Consider the following 16,894-nt stretch of genomic DNA (forward strand, 5'->3'; position numbering starts at 1 on the left):
GAAGAAGCAGCGCAATCACGCCTCGCCGTCCCGCCACCCGATCTTCTCCTGCAAGAACCGGAAGCCCAGCACCTCGAAGCCGGCGCGCTCCTTGTTGTCCTTGCCGTAGCCGTGGCCGCCAGCCGCCGGCTCATAGAACCAGGCCTCGTAGCCCATCGCCTGGAGTTTTGCCGCCATCTTGCGGGCGTGGCCGGGATGGACGCGGTCGTCGCGCCGCGTGGTGGCGATCAGGATCGGCGGATAGGGCTGGCCGGGTTTTGCGGTGTGATAGGCGGAGTAGGTCTTCAGCCACTCCCACTCCTCGGGCTTGTCAGGGTCGCCATACTCCGCGATCCAGCTCGCGCCCGCGAGCAGCTTGGTGTAGCGGCGCATGTCGATCAGCGGGATGGTGCAGAACAGCGCGCCGAAGCGCTCGGGGTATCGCACCAGCATGTTGGTGATGAGGATGCCGCCGTTCGAGCCGCCTTGCGCGGCGATGCGCTTCGCGCGTGTCACGCCGCGGCGGACGAGATCGGCGGCAACGGCGGCGAAATCGTCATGCGACAGCTTCTTGCCGGCGAGCCGGCCGGCATCGTGCCAGCGCGTGCCGAACTCGCCGCCGCCGCGCAAATTCGCCTGCACCGTGGTGCCGCCGCGCTCCAGCCAAAGCTTGCCGAGCGAGGCGTTGTAATACGGCTTCACCGCGACGGCGAAGCCGCCATAGGCGCTCATATAGACCGGTGCATCGCCGGTCTCTTTGGCCGGACCGGTCTGCACATAGGGGATGCGTTCGCCGTCGATCGAGATCGCCTCGTGCTGGGTGACCACGAGGCCGTCGGCGGTGAACGTCTTCGGCGCCTGCTTCAGCACGGTCGGGCTTGCGACGCCACGTTCGATGAGCAGCAGCGAGGGCGGGGTGAGCGGATCCTGCACGTTGGCGAGCAGGTCGCCATTGCTCTCGGAGGGATGTCGGTCGAGCGGCCAGATGTCGACGACGCCGATCTGCGGAAGGCCGCCGAGTGTGGCGGAGCTCCAGCCCGCGGCGGACGGCGTGCAGATCTCGAATTGCGGCTTGAGCTCGTCGAGGATCGACAGCACCAGCTTGCCGCCCGCCCAGAACAGGCCCTGCAATGCGCGCCGCGGGCCGGGCTCGAACAGGACCACGAAATCGCGGCTGCCGGCGATGAACGCCGAGAGCGAGATGCCGAGCACGGTGTCCGTGGCAAAGCTTCGGCCTCCGGCCGACCAGTCCTTGCGCAGCTTCATCGCGAACCAGTCGCCATGCGCCTGCATCCAGACGCCGGTCGGCAGGTCGAGCTTCGTCGTCGTGCCGGCCGCATCGCGCAGCCAGATCGCGTGATTGAAAAAGTCGATCTGATCGACGATCCAGACGCGTGGCGCTGATCCGGTGTCGTCGGCCATGCCGGAGACCGCCATGTGATCGGCTGTGGTCTCGATGATCACTTGGGCCTGATCGACAGGCTGGCCGCGACGCCACAGCCGCACCGTCCGCGCATATCCGGAGCTTGTGGCCATGCCCTCGCCATGGGCGCTTGACAGCAGCAGCGTGTCCTGATCGAGCCAGTCGACGCCGCCCTTGGCTTCCGGCAGCGTAAAGCCGTCCGCCACGAAGGCCTTCGTAGCGAGGTCGAATTCCCGCAAGGTGACGGCGTCGCTGCCGCCGCGCGACAGGCTCAGAATCGCCCGCGAGTGTCCCGGCATCGTGGCGATCCCGCTCAGCAGCCAGTCCTCGCTTTCACTCGCCGCGAGCTGGTCGATATCAAGCATGGTTTCCCATGCCGGGCTCGCTTTTCGAAACTCCGCCAGCGTCGTTCGCCGCCACAGGCCGCGCGGGTTGGTGGCGTCCTTCCAGAGATTGTGCAGGTCGTCGCCGCGCCGGCTGACATAGGGGATGTTGTCCTTCCGGTCGTAGATCGCAGCGAGGATATCGCGATCGCGCGCGAAGGCCGCTCCGCCGAACGCAGCGAGCGTCAGGCTGTTCTGCCGCTCCACGAAATCGAGCGCCTGCTTGCCTTCGATCTCCTCCAGCCACAGCCAGGGATCGTCGTCGGGAGCGCTGGGCGTGGGCCTGTCGTCGACCGTCATGAACGAAACTCCCAAAAATCGCGGCGGATAGGATTTGATCGAGCGCAAGCCGTCAAGAGCACAGCCCGCTATCATCTGCCCGATTGCGTCAGAGGCATGGCCTGCGCCCGTTTGCGCCGGTTGCCCGCCCTCCCGCGCCCCTCCATAGTGCCGGGAATCAACAAGGCTCCTCGAAGGCCCGTTGGGGCGGAAATGCCGATGCTAGACGTGACTTCAGCCAATGAGATCGCCGCCGACGCCCGCGTGCGTGCCAATGTGGTGCGCCTTGCAGCCGCGCAGGCGCTGACCGGCGCCAACTCGGCGGTCATCTTCGCCACCGGTGCGATCGTCGGCGCCACGCTCGCGCCCGACATGTCGTTCGCGACCGTGCCGATCTCGATGTATGTGGTGGGCCTTGCCGCCGGCACGCTGCCGACCGGCGCGATCTCGCGCCGCTTCGGCCGCCGCGCCGCCTTCGTCATCGGCACCGGGTTGGGCACACTCACCGGCCTGCTCGGCTCGTTCGCCATCCTGCACGGCTCGTTCGCGCTGTTTTGTGCTGCGACCTTCCTCGGCGGCCTTTACGGCGCGGTGGCGCAGTCCTATCGCTTCGCCGCCGCCGACGGTGCCAGCGCGGCCTACCGGCCGAAAGCGGTGTCCTGGGTGATGGCCGGCGGCGTGTTCGCCGGCGTGCTCGGTCCGCAGCTCGTGCAATGGACCATGGATGTCTGGCAGCCCTATCTGTTCGCCTTCAGCTTCCTGGTGCAGGCTGCGGTGGCGCTGATCGCCATGGGCATCGTCGCCGGCGTCGACATGCCGAAGCCGGCACCGGCCGATCTGCATGGCGGCCGGCCTCTGATGACGATCGTGACCCAGCCGCGCTTCATCGCGGCGGCGCTGTGCGGCGTCATCTCCTATCCCATGATGAATCTGGTGATGACCTCGGCGCCGCTCGCGATGAAGATGTGCGGCCTCAGCGTCAGCGATTCCAATTTCGGCATTCAATGGCACATCGTCGCCATGTATGGCCCGAGCTTCTTCACGGGTGCGCTGATCGCGCGTTTCGGCGCGCCGAAGATCGTCGCCGCCGGCCTGCTGCTCGAGGCCGGCGCGGCCACCATCGGTCTCTCCGGCATCACCGCCATGCACTTCTGGGCCACGCTGATCGTGCTCGGTGTCGGCTGGAATTTCTCCTTCATCGGCGCGTCCGCCCTGGTGCTGGAGACGCACCGGCCGCAGGAGCGCAACAAGGTGCAGGCCTTCAACGATTTCCTGGTGTTCGGCATGATGGCGATCGGCTCGTTCTCGTCAGGGCAATTGCTCGCCAATTACGGCTGGTCCGCGGTGAACATGGTGGTGTTTCCGCCGGTCGTGCTGGGGCTTGCCGTGCTCTCGCTGGTCTCCTGGGCGCGCCGCCGCAAGGCGCAGCTGGACGCGGCCATGGGCGAGTTCCCGGACGCGGTCTGATGGCGGGAGGCTGTCAGCAGTCTCGATACTTCGATCACCATCGAAGTGATTTTCGGGTGAGGGCTATTTAGATGTCGTCATGGCCGGGCTTGTCCCGGCCATCCACGTCTTTCAATTTCTGCCGTCATTCCGGGGCACCCGAAGGGTGAGCCCGGAATCTCGAGATTCCGGGTTCGATGCTTCGCACCGCCCCGGAATGACGGCGAGGAGCGAAGCATGCTCGACAATCCCCGCCACGCAGCTCCGATCGACGAATCCTCGCTTCGCTACGAAGGCTGGCGCATCGTCGCGGTGTGCTTCCTGCTCGCGACCTTCGGCTGGGGACTAGGCTTCTACGGCCAGAGCGTCTATGTCGCCGAGCTCCAGCGCGCGCGGGGCTGGCCGGCCTCGCTGATTTCTTCGGGCACGACGTTCTTCTATCTGTTCGGCGCACTGCTCGTCGTCTTCGTCGGCGAGGCCGTCAGAAAATACGGCCCGCGCCTCTGCCTGATCGCGGGCACGCTGGCGATGGCCGCCGCGGCAGTCGCGATCGGCGCCGTGCGCGAGCCCTGGCAGCTTTATCTCGCCAACGCCGTGCTCGCCTTCGGCTGGGCCGGCACCAGTCTCGCCATGATCACCAACACGATCAGCCTGTGGTTCGACCACAGGCGCGGCATGGCGATCAGCCTCGCGCTGAACGGCGCCAGCTTCGGCGGTATCGTCGGCGTGCCGCTGCTGGTGACCATGATCAGTCATGTCGGCTTCGCGACCGCGATGTTCGCCACATCAGGCGCCATGCTGGTGCTGCTCGTGCCGGTGATCCTGCTCGCCGTCGGCCGCCCGCCCGACCTCCATGGCTGGCATGCGGCGGCGAAAGCGAAGCCGCAATCGTCGGCACAGATCCGCGCGCATGCGCTGCGCGACGTCGGCTTCCTCACGGTGACGATCGCCTTCGCGCTCGTGCTGTTTGCGCAAGTCGGCTTCATCGTCCACCTGATCTCGTTCCTCGATCCCGTGATCGGCCGCGAGCGCGCCGCCGTGGCGGTTGCGGTGCTGACGGCAATGGCGGTGGTCGGCCGCGTGCTGTTCTCGATGGTGATTGACCGTCTCAACCAGCGCCTCGCCTCGGCGCTGTCATTCCTGAGCCAGGCGGCGGCGTTGTGCGTCGTCATCAACCTGCACAACGACTATGTGCTGATCGCGGCCTGCGCGGTGTTCGGCTTCTCGGTCGGCAACCTCATCACGCTGCCGTCGCTGATCGTGCAGCAGGAGTTCGATTCCGCCTCGTTCGGGGTGCTGATCAGCCTCAACACCGCGATCAACCAGGTGACCTACGCGTTCGGCCCCGGTGTCGTCGGCTTCCTGCGCGATTTCTCCGGCGGGTACGCGATGCCGTTCTATCTGTGCATTGCGCTGGAGGTGGTGGCTGCCGCGCTGATCATGGTGCGGGGGAAGCGCCACGCGAAGACGGCATAAAGGCGCGAAGGCGCCTCAACACACTCCGTCATTGCGAGGAGCTCTTGCGACGAAGCAATCCAGACTGTCGCCGCGGCACCAGTCTGGATTGCTTCGCTGCGCTCGCAATGACGTGGGAGAGAGCGGAGTTCACGCCTCGCGCTGCCGTAACAACGCCTCGACATCCAGCCGCTTCGTAATCATCGCAAGCTTGCCGTCCGGCCCGAACGGCCAGTGCTCCTTGGGTCGGTCCCAGTACAGCTCGACGCCGTTCTGATCGGGATCGCGCAGGTAGAGCGCCTCGCTGACGCCGTGGTCGCTGGCGCCGTCCAGCGCAATGCCGGCGGAGAGCACCCGGTGCAGCGCATCCGCCAGCGCCGGCCGCGTCGAATAGAGGATCGCGGTGTGGAAGAGCCCGGTCGTGCCGGGCGGCGGCGGCGAGCCGCCCTTGCTCTCCCAGGTGTTGAGCCCGATGTGGTGATGATAGCCGCCGGCCGAGATGAAGGCCGCGCCCGAGCCCATGCGCTGCATCAGCTCGAAGCCGAGCACGCCGCAATAGAAGCCGAGCGCGCGATCGAGGTCGGCGACCTTGAGATGGACGTGGCCGATCCGGGTGCCGGCATGGACGGCTGGGTTCTGCGACATGGGTATGCTCCGTTGATCAGCTCCACATAGGCTGCGCCCCGGGACAGTGCCACTGGCCTATCCCGAAACCCATCGTTTCCGAATAGGAAACTAAGCCAGCTCCGACACCTCGCCCTCGGGTAGCCCGAACTCGAACGTGTTCAGCGTCATCGACACCAGCGTGTAGTAGCCGCACAGCCCGATCACCTCGACGACGCCGCGCTCGCCGAGCAGCTTCACTGCCTCATCATAGAGGCCCTTCTCGACACCGTGGCCTTCATGCAGCGACTTCGCGACGTCATAGATCATCTTTCCTTTGGGATCGTCGAACTCGGGCGTGCGGCGGTCGCGGATCGCGTCGATGATCTCCGGCTTCATGCCGCCGGCAAGCGCCAGGCGCTTATGCGCATACCATTCGTAATGCGCGGTCCAGTGCCGCGCCGTCACCAGGATCGCGATCTCCGAAAGCTTGGCGGGGAATATCGTGTCGAAGCGCAGGACCTCGCCGAGCCGCGTGGCGTGGCGGGCCATGTCGGGGCTGTTGAGCCAGGCCATCATCGGCGCCGGCGGCTTGCCACGCTTGCCGGCAATCGACTCGTCATAGGTCTGCCGCTGGCTCTCGTTCATTTCGCCAGGCGAAAGAAGTGTCAGGCGCATTCTCTTTTCCTCTTTGTTTTCAAGCACCGCCGTGGCGGCGACTATAGCCGAATGCGGCTCGCGGAAGTGGTTGAATTCCACGAGGCGATGGCCCAGAGTCGCCGCCAACAAGTCGATTTTGATTGATGGAAACGACCATGAGCGACACTGAAACCGCCGATCTCGAAACATTCCGCAACGAGACGCGCGCCTGGCTGGAAGCCAATTGCCCGCCGGAGATGCGCAAGCCCGCGACCTCGGACGCTGACGTGTTCTGGGGCGGGCGCAATGCAAAATTCTCGTCCGAGCCGCAGCGCATCTGGTTCGAGCGCATGCGCGACAAGGGCTGGACCGTGCCGGACTGGCCGAAGGAATATGGCGGCGGCGGATTGAGCGCGGCCGAGCACAAGGTGCTGCGCGCGGAGATGGGACGAATCGGCGCGCGGCCACCGCTGTCCAGCTTCGGCATCTGGATGCTCGGCCCGGCGCTGCTCAAATATGGCAATGAGGCGCAGAAGAAGGAGCATCTGCCAAATATCGCAGCTGGCCTGATCCGCTGGTGCCAGGGCTATTCCGAGCCGAACGCCGGCTCGGACCTCGCTTCGCTGCAGACCCGCGCGGAGAGCGACGGCGATGATTTCGTCATCACCGGCTCGAAGATCTGGACGTCCTACGCCAACTATGCCGACTGGATCTTCTGCCTCGTCCGTACCGATCCCGCGGCGAAGAAGCACGACGGCATCAGCTTCATCCTGTTCGACATGACCTCGAAGGGCGTGACGACCAAGCCGATCCTTCTGATCTCCGGCTATTCGCCGTTCTGCGAGACCTTCTTCGACGGCGTCCGCGTGCCGAAATCGCATGTGGTCGGTACCGTCAACCGCGGCTGGGACGTCGCGAAATATCTGCTCCAGCACGAGCGCGCGATGATCTCGGGCATGGGCGAGCGCGGCGTTGGCCGTCCGCTCGGCCAGATCGCAGCCGATTCCGTCGGCACCGACGCGCAAGGCAAGCTCGATGATTCCATGCTGCGCGGGAAGATCGCGAGCTTCGATGTCGATGAGGCCGCGCTCGCCGCCTGCGCCGAGCGCGCGGTCGATCTCGCCAAGGCGGGGCAGGCGCATCCGGCGTTCTCCTCCGCGATGAAATATTACGGCACCGAGCTCAACAAGCGCCGCTACGAGATCCTGATGTCGGCCGGCGGCGTCGATGCGCTGGAATGGGAGAGCGAGCGCTCGAAGCAGGGCGCCCGCCCGCGCGCCTGGCTGCGCACCAAGGCCAACTCGATCGAAGGCGGCACCACGGAGGTGATGCTCGGCATCGTCGCCAAGCGCATCCTCGATCTGCCGGGGGCGTGAGGCGCACTCTCACCACCCGTCATTCCGGGGCGCGCAACGCGCGAGCCCGGAATCCATACTCCCGATCGTGGTTATGGATTCCGGGCCTGGCCCCTTCGGGCCATCCCGGAATGACGACGACAAGATAGATTTCGAATCGGAAGCAAGCACATGCCCCTCGTCCTCACCGAAGAACAATCGATGCTTCGCGACTCTGCGCGCGGGCTGATCAGCGACAAGGCGCCGGTGTCGCATCTGCGCCAGTTGCGCGATAGCAAGGATCCCACCGGCTTCTCCAAGGAGTTCTGGCATTCCTTCGCCGAGATGGGCTTTGCCGGCCTGCTGGTGCCGGAAGAGTTCGGCGGCTCAGGTCTCGGCTTCGTCGAGGCCGGGATCGTGATGGAGGAGATCGGCCGCACCTTGATGCCCTCGCCCTTCCTCGCCACCAGCGTGGTCGCGGCCTCGGCGCTGAACCGCGGCGGCAATGCCGCGCAGAAGTCGGAGTTCCTGCCGAAGATTTCGAACGGCTCGCTGCTGGCGACGCTCGCGATCGACGAGGGCGCCAAGCATCGTCCGCTCCAGACCAGCCTCCAGGCCGTGCGCGCCGGCAACGGCTTCAAGCTCTCCGGTGCCAAGGCCCTGGTCGTCGACGGCCACGTTGCCGATCTCCTCATCGTCGCCGCGCGCACCGCGGGCTCAGCCGGCGAGCGTGACGGCTTGACGCTGTTCCTGGTCAACCCCAAAGCCAAGGGTGTCGCGGTCGAGCGCACCATCATGGTCGATGCGCACAACGCGGCGCGGATCGAGCTTGCCAATGTCGAGGTCAATGCCGACAGCGTGCTCGGCGAGGTCGATCAGGCCGCCGGCCTGCTCGACGGCGTGCTCGACATCGGCCGCGGCGCGGTCGCCGCCGAAATGGTGGGCCTGAGCGACGAGGTGTTCGGCCGCACCGTCGAGTATCTGAAGAGCCGCAAGCAGTTCGGCAAGCTGATCGGCGAATTCCAGGCGCTCCAGCACCGCGCCGCCGAGCTCTATGTCGACATCGAGATCACCCGCGCCGCGGTGATGAAGGCGCTCCAGGCGCTGGATGCGGACGTTGCCAAAGCCGCCTCAGCCGTCGCAGTGGCCAAGGCCCGCGCCGGCACCACCGCCACGCGCGCGGTGCAGGAGGGCGTGCAGATGCATGGCGGCATGGGCATGACCGACCAGTTCGACATCGGCTTCTTCATGAAGCGCGCGCGGGTGTGCGAGGAATTGTTCGGGGATGCGAACTACCACACCGAGCAGCTGGCGCGGGCGCGGGGGTATTGAGGCGAGGGCACAGTGGTGCCTCAATAGCAGGTGCCGTCCCGGCCTAGTGCGCAATTGCGCACGGGGGGCCGGGACCCATAACCACCGGCAGAAGTTGTAGCGGGAGCTAGCAACTCCGAGTCTTCGTCAAACTGCTCCCTGTGGCTATGGGTCCCGGCCTTCGCCGGGACGACATAGGAGAGAGACTCGTTACCGCATCGGCGGCGCGTACTGCACCCCACCCGCGTTCCACAGCTGGTTCATTCCGCGCGGGATCTTCAGCTTCGACTTCTCGCCGATGTTGCGCTCGTACATCTCGCCGTAATTGCCGACGTTGCGGATGATGCGGACGACCCAGTCCTTGGTGAGGCCGAGCTGTTCGCCGTAATTGCCTTCGGTGCCGACCAGCCGCATCACTTCCGGCTTCTTCGACTTCAGGGCCTCGTCGATGTTCTCCGAGGAGACGCCGAGCTCTTCGGCGTTGATCATCGCGTAGAGCGTCCACTTCACGATCATCATCCAGTCGTCGTCGCGCTGGCGCACGACGGGCGCGAGCGGCTCCTTGGAGATCATGTCCGGCAGGATCATGTGGTCGCCGGGCTTGCCGAGGTTCAGCCTGAGCGCATAGAGCTGGGAGACGTCGGCGGAGAGCGTGTCGCACTTGCCGGTGTCGTAGGCCTTCACCACGTCGTCCAGCTTGTCGAACTTCACCTCTTCATACTTCATGTTGTTGGCGCGGAAGTAATCGGCGACGTTGAGCGCCGTCGTGGTCCCGGACTGCACGCAGACCTTGCTGCCGGTCAGGTCCAGTGACGTCTCCTTGTTCCGCGCACGCGGCAGCATGAAGCCCGCGCCGTCGTAATAGGCGACGGCGGGGAAATAGAGGTCGTAGTCGAGCTCACGCGCCATGCTCCAGGTCGAGTTGCGCGAGAGGATGTCGACCTTCCGGCTCTGCAATTCCTTGAAGCGCTCGCTGGCGTCGAGCGCGACGAACTTCGCCTTGGCCGGATCGTTGAAGATCGCCGCCGCCACCGCGCGGCAGAAATCCACGTCGAAGCCGGTCCAGTTGCCCTTGTCGTCGGGGATCGAGAAGCCCGGCAGGCCCTTGTTGACGCCGCACAGCACTTCGCCGCGGCGAACCGTGCGCTTCAGGGTGCGGGTGTCGTAGAACTCGTAGATGACGGCGAGCACGCCGACCAGCACGGCGACCGCGAGCCCGATCAGCAGGCCGCCTCGAAATGTGCGCATGATGTCTCTCTCTCGAAATAATCGGGAAGAAAAGGAAGTGTTGCGAAGGCGGGAGGCATGATCCGGAGAGATCATGCTCGAATGAGAACCTTAGAGTTCGGGCTTCTGCCGGATAACCACCTTGGTGCCGACAGGGACGCGATCGTAGAGATCGGCGACGTCATTGTTGACGAGACGGAAGCAGCCCGAGGACACCTTGGTGCCGATCGTGTCAGGACGGTTGGTGCCATGGATGCGGTAGACGGTGGTGCCGAGATACATGGCGCGGGCGCCGAGCGGATTGCCGGGGCCGCCGGCCATGAAGCGCGGCAGATAGGGCTGGCGCTGGATCATCTCCGGCGGCGGCGTCCAGTCCGGCCACTCCTTCTTGTTGGTGATGTTCACCAGCCCCTGCCACTGGAAGCCGTCGCGGCCGACGCCGATGCCGTAGCGGATCGCGCGCCCGCCCGGCTGCACCAGGTACAGGTGACGCTCGGCGGTCGAGATGATGATGGTGCCCGGCGTCTCGGTGGTGCGGAAATAGACCACCTGCTTCTGCCATTCCGGCTCGAGCTGGTAGGCGTCGTCGGCGACCAGCCCCGGCTCGTCGCCGCGGTCGGGCTGCTGGGCGAAGGCCTGGGGCATGGACAGGGCGAGGCCGATCGCAGCCGCAATTATCCCGGTCAGGCGACGAAAATCCGTCATCTCAAGCTCTCCCAGCTGCCACAGCGCAAATCATTCAAAGACATCAAATCTCAGGGGCATGTTCATGGCAAGTTGATGGCGCGCCCGGCTGGTATGTCGCGAGAATGCTTTGCTTTTTTGACGGGGCGGGGCAATGCCACAAACAGGGGATGGCGCGAAAAGCAGTGACAGTGACATCCCTTGCCGGGTGGTGGGTCTGTCAAATCTGCATCCGTCATGCCCGGGCTTGTCCCGGGCATCCACGTTCTTCGCGCGGCGTGGCAAGACGTGAATGGCCGGGACATAGGCGAGCGGAAGCGACGCCGTCCTTCGGACGGCTATGCCCGGCCATGACGATGTGGAAGCTTCAATGCCCCAATCTTCCACACCGATGTCAGATCTTGCTGCTCTCCGCGGCGATCCCGAGCCGCCGCACGATCTCGGCTGCCACGGCGCGGGCCTCGAGCCGCGAGCCGATGCGGGGGCTGCGAAACCTCCGTCCGGAGCGCAACCGGATCACCACGATGCAATGCTCGTCCTCGGACCGGCCGCGGCGCTCAACGGTGATCGTCTTCACGTCGCGCCCCTCGATGTGGTCGGCGCGCAAGCTGCCGTCGCCCCACAGGCGCTCGACGCGGATATCCGCTTGCCGGACGACCCAGAAGGCACCGGTCACGAGGTTGGCGTATCGGTAGACGGCGAACGCGGCGAGCGCGCCGATCGGCAGCAGCAGGATATCGACGTGGCTGGGCGACAGCCCGCGCCAGAGCTTGTAGGCATAGGGAACGGCAGACAGTGCAACGGCGATCAGTGCAACGATCCGGATGTCCCGTGCGGCAAACGGCTCGAGGGGCTCGCCGAGACGCATCTCGGGATTGCTGGCATCGAGCGGATTGCTTGGCGCCTCGACGTCGGGAACGTCGAATTGCGCGGCGATCCGGGCCACGGTGTCGCGAACATGCGTGACGTCGGAGATCGGTGGGGACGTCAGGCGTTCCCCCGAGGCCAGCGCGAACGCGAGCTGGAAGCGGGCCTTGGCGGCCTTGTTGCCCAGAACCTGCAATCCCGTGATGTCGTCTTTCGCGACGATTCGCGTGCGGAGTTTACCGAAGGGGCGCTGTTGCCCGATCAGGATCTCGTCGGGTGTGATGATCCACACCACCGCCGGCGCCAGCATGACGCCGCCGATGAACGCCGCTCCCAGCAGCAGTGCGATCACGGAGATGGTCACTTCCAGGGTGTCGTGCGTGAACAGGCCGGGCGTGAAGCAGAGCGCAACGGCCGCCGCAGAGCCGGCCACGACCAGCCGCTGCGCGATCGAGGAGCCTTCACGAAGGCGAATGTCGTTGCTGGTGGTCGCGTCGTCCATTGCGGGCGGCTGATTGCGTCGATTGCGAACCTCCACGGACGGGTCCGTGGAGTCAAGCAACAAGGGTGTTAGCGGCTTAGGCGCACGCGCTCGGAGGCAACCCCGAGACGCAAGGCAATTTCCGCAGCCACTGCGCGCGTTTCGTCGAGTGTCCCGATGCCCGGGCTGAGGAATTTCTGTCTACTGAGGAGGTCGATCCTGACGACGTAGCGTTCGTCCTCGGTTTTGCTATCGCGCTCGATCGCAATCGTATCAACATCGCTGCCCGTGATCGTATCCACACATGGCCCCCCGTCGCGGGACAGCCGTTCGACGCGCAGTTCACCCTGGTGCACGATCCAGAACGAACCGGCAGATGTGTGCGCGTATCGGAAAAAGAGGAAGGCCACGACGGGGCCGACGAGCAGGAAGATGATCTCGCCGGTAGCCAGCGGCAAGTCGTTCCAGAACTTGTACGTGTAGGGAATCGTGCACAGGCCGGCGATGGCCAGCGTGATGATCCGGATGTCGCGGCCGATGGCCGGCCTGACGGGCTCGCCAAGCTGCATCTCTGCATTGGTCGCATCAAGCGGGTTCGCCGGAGGATCGATATCGACGACGCCAAGCTGCTCGGCGATCTGCGCGGTGGTTTCGCTGACGCGCGTGACCTCGGGAAGTGGCGGCGAGGTCAGACGATCTCCCGAAGTGAGCCGTAGAGCGAGGCGGAAGCACGTTGGGTTGGCCTTGTCACGATCGATCCGAATTTCCGATATCTCCTCTCTTCGGATGAATCGGACGTTCGGCTGGCCGAACGGCCGCGACTTTTTGACGACGACCATGTCCATGGCGATGGTCCAAAGCTCATCGGCGCCGAAGGCCGCCTCGGAGAGCATCAGAACGCCGACCACCAGACCAATTAGCGCTGCAAGGTCCTGCGCATATCCGCTTTCGGCCCCGGTCGCGAGGCCGCAAACAGACAAAACCAGTACGAAGGCTGCAAAGCCAGCCAGGACAAGACGGTCTTGGGGAGGTGTATTCTTGTGGAGACGAATTTCGCTTCCGGTTGTCGCGTTGTTCATTGCTCGCGCCAGACTCCCCCGCCGCGACGGAAGCTCCGCGAACGGCGCGGGGGAGTCAAGCAAGAAGAGCATCGTGTGTCATCAGCAACCTGAGGATTGGTTGCCGCGTCAGCTGCTGGCGTTCAGCAGCTTTGCCACCGTGCGGTCGATCTCGTCGTAGCGGCCTTCGCCTGCATGCTGGAACACGATCTTGCCTGTCTGGTCGATGATGTATTGCGCCGGCCAATACTGGTTGCTGTAGGCGTTCCAGGTCTTCGAATCGTTGTCCTGCGCCACCGGATAGGTGATGCCGTGGCGCTTCAGGGCGGCCTGCACATTGGAGGCCGAGCGCTCGAACGGGAATTCCGGCGTGTGCACGCCGACCACGACCAGGCCCTTGTCCTTGTATTTTGCGTAGAGGTCGGTGACGTGCGGCAGCGTGTTGACGCAGTTGACGCAGCCATAGGTCCAGAAGTCGACCAGCACGACCTTGCCGCGGAGATCGGCGATGCTGAGCGGTTTCGAGTTGAACCAGGTGCTGATGCCCGTGAAGTCGGGCGCGGTCTGCTGGCTTGCGGCGGCGACGACAGGCGTTGCGCGCGCGGCCTCGTCGCAGATGCCGGGGATGACGGCGCCTGATACGGCCATGCCGATCAGGGCGGCGGATACGGCGAGCAGTTTCAAGGTCATGGAAGCGTCCTCCGTTGCGATGCGAAGCGGTCACAGGCCGATCTGGCCGGTGGGATAGAATCCGGTGAGCCACGCCACGATCAGCGTGTCGTATTGGAAATAGGCGGCGAGGGCGAAGCCGATCACGACGACGCCAAAACCCTGCTGCAGCCGCGGCGAGATGCGCGCGAGGCTGCGCACGCGCGTCGTCGCGGCCTGTCCGCCATAGGCGATCGCGAGCATCGGGATCGCCGCGCCGATGGCGTAGGCGATCAGCAGCGTGCTGGCCCAGGCAAGATTCTTCGACGTCGCCACCAGCGTCAGGATCGAGCCGAGCACGGGCCCTGCGCAGGGCGTCCAGACCAGGCCGAGCGTGGTGCCGAGAATGAGCCCGCCAAGCGCGCCCTCGCGTTGCACGGCGCTGGAAGCCCCGAGATCGAGCCAGCCATTGAGCCGGATCGACAGCCATTCGAACGGCGCCGGCCACAGCATCAGGAGGCCGAAGCCGAGCAGCAGGATCGACGCGGCCTCGCGCAGCACGTTCGGATCGAAATCGAACAGCCGCGTGATCGCGCCGAGCAGCAGCGCGGTTGCGGAGAACGACATGACGAAGCCGAGCGCGATCATCGCAGGGCGCAAATGTCCCGCGCGCCCGATCGAGGCGCCGAGCAGGATCGGCAGCATCGGCAGCGTGCACGGCGCGGCGATGGTGAGGATGCCGGCAAGGACGGCGAAGATCAGGTCGAACATGGGGCACTCGTGAAGGCGGTCACGAGAGCAGTTCGGGATGGGAGGGGCAGTCGTTACGCGGAGTCACACGTTCGTGACGGGCAACGCTGCCGGCCCCGATGTCGGTGCGCTCCCTCCCCCCTTGCGGGGGAGGGCCGGGGAGGGGGGTAGCCCAGCAAATGGTCTATCCGCCTGCGAGCGTGCCGCACGCACAAATCGAAGGAGTCCCCGTGTGGCACCCCCCTCCCTGCCCCTCCCCCGCAAGGGGGGAGGGAATGAGGGAGTGGTGCCTGCCTCACTCAGTTGCAGCCACAGAAATGGGTGCCGTGGCGCTCCTAAGCCCAAACACAAAACGACCCGGAGGGGGGCATCCCGTCCGGGTCGTTAGAGGTCTTGGGAGGTTAAGCAAATCGTATGAGAGCTTTATAGGAGGGAAGTTTTTCCGCCTGATGTTGTGCTTTGTTTCAATTGTTTCGTCCGCGGTAACACTTCCGTGTCCGGGAATAGGGCCGATAAACCGGTCCTATCCCTTTGAAATTATGAGCTTTCAGGCGGCGAAGCGGTCGACGCCGCAGCCCTTAAGCAAATCGGCCAGCTGCTTGCGGGCGTAGAACATCCGCGTCTTCACCGTGCTCTGGGGGATGCCGATGATCTGACCGACCTCCTCCACCGACTTCTCATGGTAGTAGACGAGGGTGATGATCTCGCGATGCGCGGGCGACAGTTTCTGCACGCAGGCGCGCAGGATGGCGCTGGTGTCGCTGCGGTCGAGCGAGGTCTCCGGCGTATCGCAATCGTCGGGAATCTGGCGCACGTCTTCCTGGTCGATGTCCTCGAAGCGGCGCTGGCGCATCGCGGTCAGCGCCTTGAAGCGGGCGATCGACAGCAGCCAGGTCGAGACCTGCGAGCGGCCCTGGAACTGGCCGGCGGTCCGCCACACGTCCAAGAACACCTGGCTGACCAGATCTTCCGCCGTGGTGGCATCACGCACGATACGCAGGATGAAACGGTAAACCCGCACATTGTGCCGGCAATAAAGGATGTGCATCGACGTCCGGTTGCCGTCGGCAATGCTCTCCAGAAGCATATCGTCCGAAGTCGCCTGAGCGGCGATGATGCTCTGGCTGGCCTGGGCGTTGATGGCGATGACGTTCCGCATAGACTTGGCTCCCCGTAGCGCCGCAACCGAGCGGCGTTTCCTTGGACCAAAGTGTTAATGAGCCAACGTTTCGGGACGTCTGCACGAAAAGCGGAAAATGGTTTCGTGCGCCGTCAAATTGTTTCGTCGGCCAGGGCGCGACGAAACATTCGGGGCAAAAAAGCGTGTAATTTCAATGTACGGAAAATACGGGGGTGGGGATTTGGAGACGGACGGACGCGCCGGGAACGTATTTCGGGCTGTTGCGTTCGGTGCCGCCGCAAACCAAGCCCGTCGTCCTGGGCCAGCGAGCAAAGCGAGCGCCGATCCAGGACCCATTACCCCAGGGAGAAGTTTGGCGAAGACTCGTGGTTGTCAGCCTGCCCCCAACCGCTCCCTGGGGTAATGGGTCCTGGCTTTCGCCAGGACGACAACTGAAAGCTACGCCTTCTCGCCAGCCGGCGAGAACAGATAGCCGCCGCCGCGGATGGTGCGGATCACGGCGGGTTTTGTCGGGTCGGGCTCGATCTTGCGGCGGATGCGCATGATGCGCAGATCGACGGCGCGGTCGAACGCCTCGGCGTCGCGCGCATTGGCGAGTTCGAGCAGACGCTCGCGCGACAGCACGCGCTTCGGATTGGCCGCGAACACCTTGAGCAGCCCGAACTCGGATGCGGTCAGCGGATGCTCGTTGCCCTCGTCGTCGCGCAGCGCCTGGGCCTCGAGGTCGAGCCATTTGGTGCCGAAGCGGACGAGCTGGTCCTTGTCCGATTTCGCTGCCGCAGCTTCCGGCGCCGCGGCCTTGGCCGGCACGCTTCTGCGCAGCACCGAGCGGATGCGCGCCATCAGCTCGCGCAGCTCGCAGGGCTTGGCGACGTAATCGTCGGCGCCGAGCTCGAGCCCGACGACGCGGTCGATCGGGCTCGCGGTCGCCGTCAGCATGATCACGGGCACGTTGATGCGGCTCTTGAGGTCGCGGATGATCGACAGCCCGTCTTCCTCGGGCATGTTGAGGTCGAGCACGACGAGATCGGGCATGCCGCCGTCGATCGCGGCGCGCAACGACTTGCCGCCGTCGCACAGCGTCACGGTGAAGCCGTGCATCTTGAGGTAATCGCCGACCATCTCCCGGGCCGGGGCCTCGTCGTCGACGATCATGATGTGCTGGCTTTGTGTCATGGTCTCTAAG

15 protein-coding genes are annotated in these 16,894 nt (G+C 65.0%); 4 read left to right on the forward strand and 11 right to left on the reverse strand.

The window, feature by feature from the left end:
- Positions 1–15: 15 nt before the first annotated feature.
- Complete coding sequence (locus A3M7_RS0101025; protein WP_027542242.1) at positions 16–2,085, reverse strand: prolyl oligopeptidase family protein; 2,070 nt, start codon at positions 2,083–2,085, stop codon at positions 16–18.
- 198 nt (positions 2,086–2,283) lie between these two features.
- On the opposite strand from A3M7_RS0101025, the gene A3M7_RS0101030 reads away from it, so the two are divergent.
- Positions 2,284–3,531, forward strand: a complete 1,248-nt coding sequence (locus A3M7_RS0101030; protein WP_027542243.1) for an MFS transporter — start codon at positions 2,284–2,286, stop codon at positions 3,529–3,531.
- 216 nt (positions 3,532–3,747) lie between these two features.
- The gene (locus tag A3M7_RS0101035; protein WP_027542244.1) at positions 3,748–4,986 is read left to right on the forward strand and encodes an MFS transporter; all 1,239 of its coding nucleotides are present in this window, start codon (positions 3,748–3,750) and stop codon (positions 4,984–4,986) included.
- Between the two features lie 129 nt (positions 4,987–5,115).
- On the opposite strand, the gene A3M7_RS0101040 is transcribed toward A3M7_RS0101035, so the two are convergent.
- Positions 5,116–5,610: a VOC family protein gene (locus A3M7_RS0101040; RefSeq protein ID WP_027542245.1), complete on the reverse strand. Its 495-nt coding sequence runs from the start codon at positions 5,608–5,610 to the stop codon at positions 5,116–5,118.
- A gap of 90 nt (positions 5,611–5,700) precedes the next feature.
- A complete protein-coding gene (locus A3M7_RS0101045) occupies positions 5,701–6,246 on the reverse strand; it encodes a carboxymuconolactone decarboxylase family protein (RefSeq protein WP_027542246.1) in 546 nt (181 codons plus the stop codon).
- Between the two features lie 137 nt (positions 6,247–6,383).
- On the opposite strand from A3M7_RS0101045, the gene A3M7_RS0101050 reads away from it, so the two are divergent.
- Positions 6,384–7,583, forward strand: a complete 1,200-nt coding sequence (locus tag A3M7_RS0101050; RefSeq protein ID WP_027542247.1) for an acyl-CoA dehydrogenase family protein — start codon at positions 6,384–6,386, stop codon at positions 7,581–7,583.
- Positions 7,584–7,733: 150 nt separating this feature from the next.
- Positions 7,734–8,873 carry an acyl-CoA dehydrogenase family protein gene (locus A3M7_RS0101055; RefSeq protein ID WP_027542248.1) on the forward strand — a complete coding sequence of 380 codons (1,140 nt, stop codon included), beginning with the start codon at positions 7,734–7,736 and terminating at the stop codon, positions 8,871–8,873.
- Between the two features lie 189 nt (positions 8,874–9,062).
- Here the strand turns inward: A3M7_RS0101055 and A3M7_RS0101060 are convergent, their stop codons facing one another.
- The 8 genes from A3M7_RS0101060 to A3M7_RS0101095 all read right to left on the reverse strand — a co-directional run bounded on the left by A3M7_RS0101060 (position 9,063) and on the right by A3M7_RS0101095 (position 16,884).
- On the reverse strand, positions 9,063–10,100 hold the full coding sequence (locus tag A3M7_RS0101060) for an amino acid ABC transporter substrate-binding protein (protein ID WP_027542249.1): 1,038 nt from the start codon (positions 10,098–10,100) through the stop codon (positions 9,063–9,065).
- 90 nt (positions 10,101–10,190) lie between these two features.
- The gene (locus A3M7_RS0101065; protein WP_027542250.1) at positions 10,191–10,784 is read right to left on the reverse strand and encodes a L,D-transpeptidase; all 594 of its coding nucleotides are present in this window, start codon (positions 10,782–10,784) and stop codon (positions 10,191–10,193) included.
- Between the two features lie 373 nt (positions 10,785–11,157).
- Positions 11,158–12,132 (reverse strand): hypothetical protein, encoded by a 975-nt coding sequence (locus A3M7_RS0101070; protein ID WP_027542251.1) that lies wholly within the window; start codon positions 12,130–12,132, stop codon positions 11,158–11,160.
- Positions 12,133–12,200: 68 nt separating this feature from the next.
- Positions 12,201–13,190: a hypothetical protein gene (locus A3M7_RS0101075; protein WP_027542252.1), complete on the reverse strand. Its 990-nt coding sequence runs from the start codon at positions 13,188–13,190 to the stop codon at positions 12,201–12,203.
- 108 nt (positions 13,191–13,298) lie between these two features.
- Positions 13,299–13,859: a thioredoxin family protein gene (locus A3M7_RS0101080; RefSeq protein ID WP_027542253.1), complete on the reverse strand. Its 561-nt coding sequence runs from the start codon at positions 13,857–13,859 to the stop codon at positions 13,299–13,301.
- A 30-nt stretch (positions 13,860–13,889) separates the two neighbouring features.
- On the reverse strand, positions 13,890–14,588 hold the full coding sequence (locus A3M7_RS0101085; RefSeq protein ID WP_027542254.1) for a cytochrome c biogenesis CcdA family protein: 699 nt from the start codon (positions 14,586–14,588) through the stop codon (positions 13,890–13,892).
- Between the two features lie 526 nt (positions 14,589–15,114).
- Positions 15,115–15,726: a sigma-70 family RNA polymerase sigma factor gene (locus tag A3M7_RS0101090; RefSeq protein ID WP_027542255.1), complete on the reverse strand. Its 612-nt coding sequence runs from the start codon at positions 15,724–15,726 to the stop codon at positions 15,115–15,117.
- 420 nt (positions 15,727–16,146) lie between these two features.
- Positions 16,147–16,884 carry a response regulator gene (locus A3M7_RS0101095; RefSeq protein ID WP_027542256.1) on the reverse strand — a complete coding sequence of 246 codons (738 nt, stop codon included), beginning with the start codon at positions 16,882–16,884 and terminating at the stop codon, positions 16,147–16,149.
- Between the last annotated feature and the right edge of the window lie 10 nt (positions 16,885–16,894).

The sequence above is a fragment of the Bradyrhizobium sp. WSM2254 genome (assembly GCF_000472645.1).
In the GTDB taxonomy this organism is placed as follows: domain Bacteria; phylum Pseudomonadota; class Alphaproteobacteria; order Rhizobiales; family Xanthobacteraceae; genus Bradyrhizobium; species Bradyrhizobium niftali.

What these genes read in the sequence shown, in the direction of transcription:
- A3M7_RS0101025 (WP_027542242.1), bottom strand. Translation starts at nt 2,085, where the DNA reads ATGACGGTCGACGACAGGCCCACGCCCAGCGCTCCCGACGACGATCCC.
- A3M7_RS0101030 (WP_027542243.1), top strand. Translation starts at nt 2,284, where the DNA reads ATGCTAGACGTGACTTCAGCCAATGAGATCGCCGCCGACGCCCGCGTG.
- A3M7_RS0101035 (WP_027542244.1), top strand. Translation starts at nt 3,748, where the DNA reads ATGCTCGACAATCCCCGCCACGCAGCTCCGATCGACGAATCCTCGCTT.
- A3M7_RS0101040 (WP_027542245.1), bottom strand. Translation starts at nt 5,610, where the DNA reads ATGTCGCAGAACCCAGCCGTCCATGCCGGCACCCGGATCGGCCACGTC.
- A3M7_RS0101045 (WP_027542246.1), bottom strand. Translation starts at nt 6,246, where the DNA reads ATGCGCCTGACACTTCTTTCGCCTGGCGAAATGAACGAGAGCCAGCGG.
- A3M7_RS0101050 (WP_027542247.1), top strand. Translation starts at nt 6,384, where the DNA reads ATGAGCGACACTGAAACCGCCGATCTCGAAACATTCCGCAACGAGACG.
- A3M7_RS0101055 (WP_027542248.1), top strand. Translation starts at nt 7,734, where the DNA reads ATGCCCCTCGTCCTCACCGAAGAACAATCGATGCTTCGCGACTCTGCG.
- A3M7_RS0101060 (WP_027542249.1), bottom strand. Translation starts at nt 10,100, where the DNA reads ATGCGCACATTTCGAGGCGGCCTGCTGATCGGGCTCGCGGTCGCCGTG.
- A3M7_RS0101065 (WP_027542250.1), bottom strand. Translation starts at nt 10,784, where the DNA reads ATGACGGATTTTCGTCGCCTGACCGGGATAATTGCGGCTGCGATCGGC.
- A3M7_RS0101070 (WP_027542251.1), bottom strand. Translation starts at nt 12,132, where the DNA reads ATGGACGACGCGACCACCAGCAACGACATTCGCCTTCGTGAAGGCTCC.
- A3M7_RS0101075 (WP_027542252.1), bottom strand. Translation starts at nt 13,190, where the DNA reads ATGAACAACGCGACAACCGGAAGCGAAATTCGTCTCCACAAGAATACA.
- A3M7_RS0101080 (WP_027542253.1), bottom strand. Translation starts at nt 13,859, where the DNA reads ATGACCTTGAAACTGCTCGCCGTATCCGCCGCCCTGATCGGCATGGCC.
- A3M7_RS0101085 (WP_027542254.1), bottom strand. Translation starts at nt 14,588, where the DNA reads ATGTTCGACCTGATCTTCGCCGTCCTTGCCGGCATCCTCACCATCGCC.
- A3M7_RS0101090 (WP_027542255.1), bottom strand. Translation starts at nt 15,726, where the DNA reads ATGCGGAACGTCATCGCCATCAACGCCCAGGCCAGCCAGAGCATCATC.
- A3M7_RS0101095 (WP_027542256.1), bottom strand. Translation starts at nt 16,884, where the DNA reads ATGACACAAAGCCAGCACATCATGATCGTCGACGACGAGGCCCCGGCC.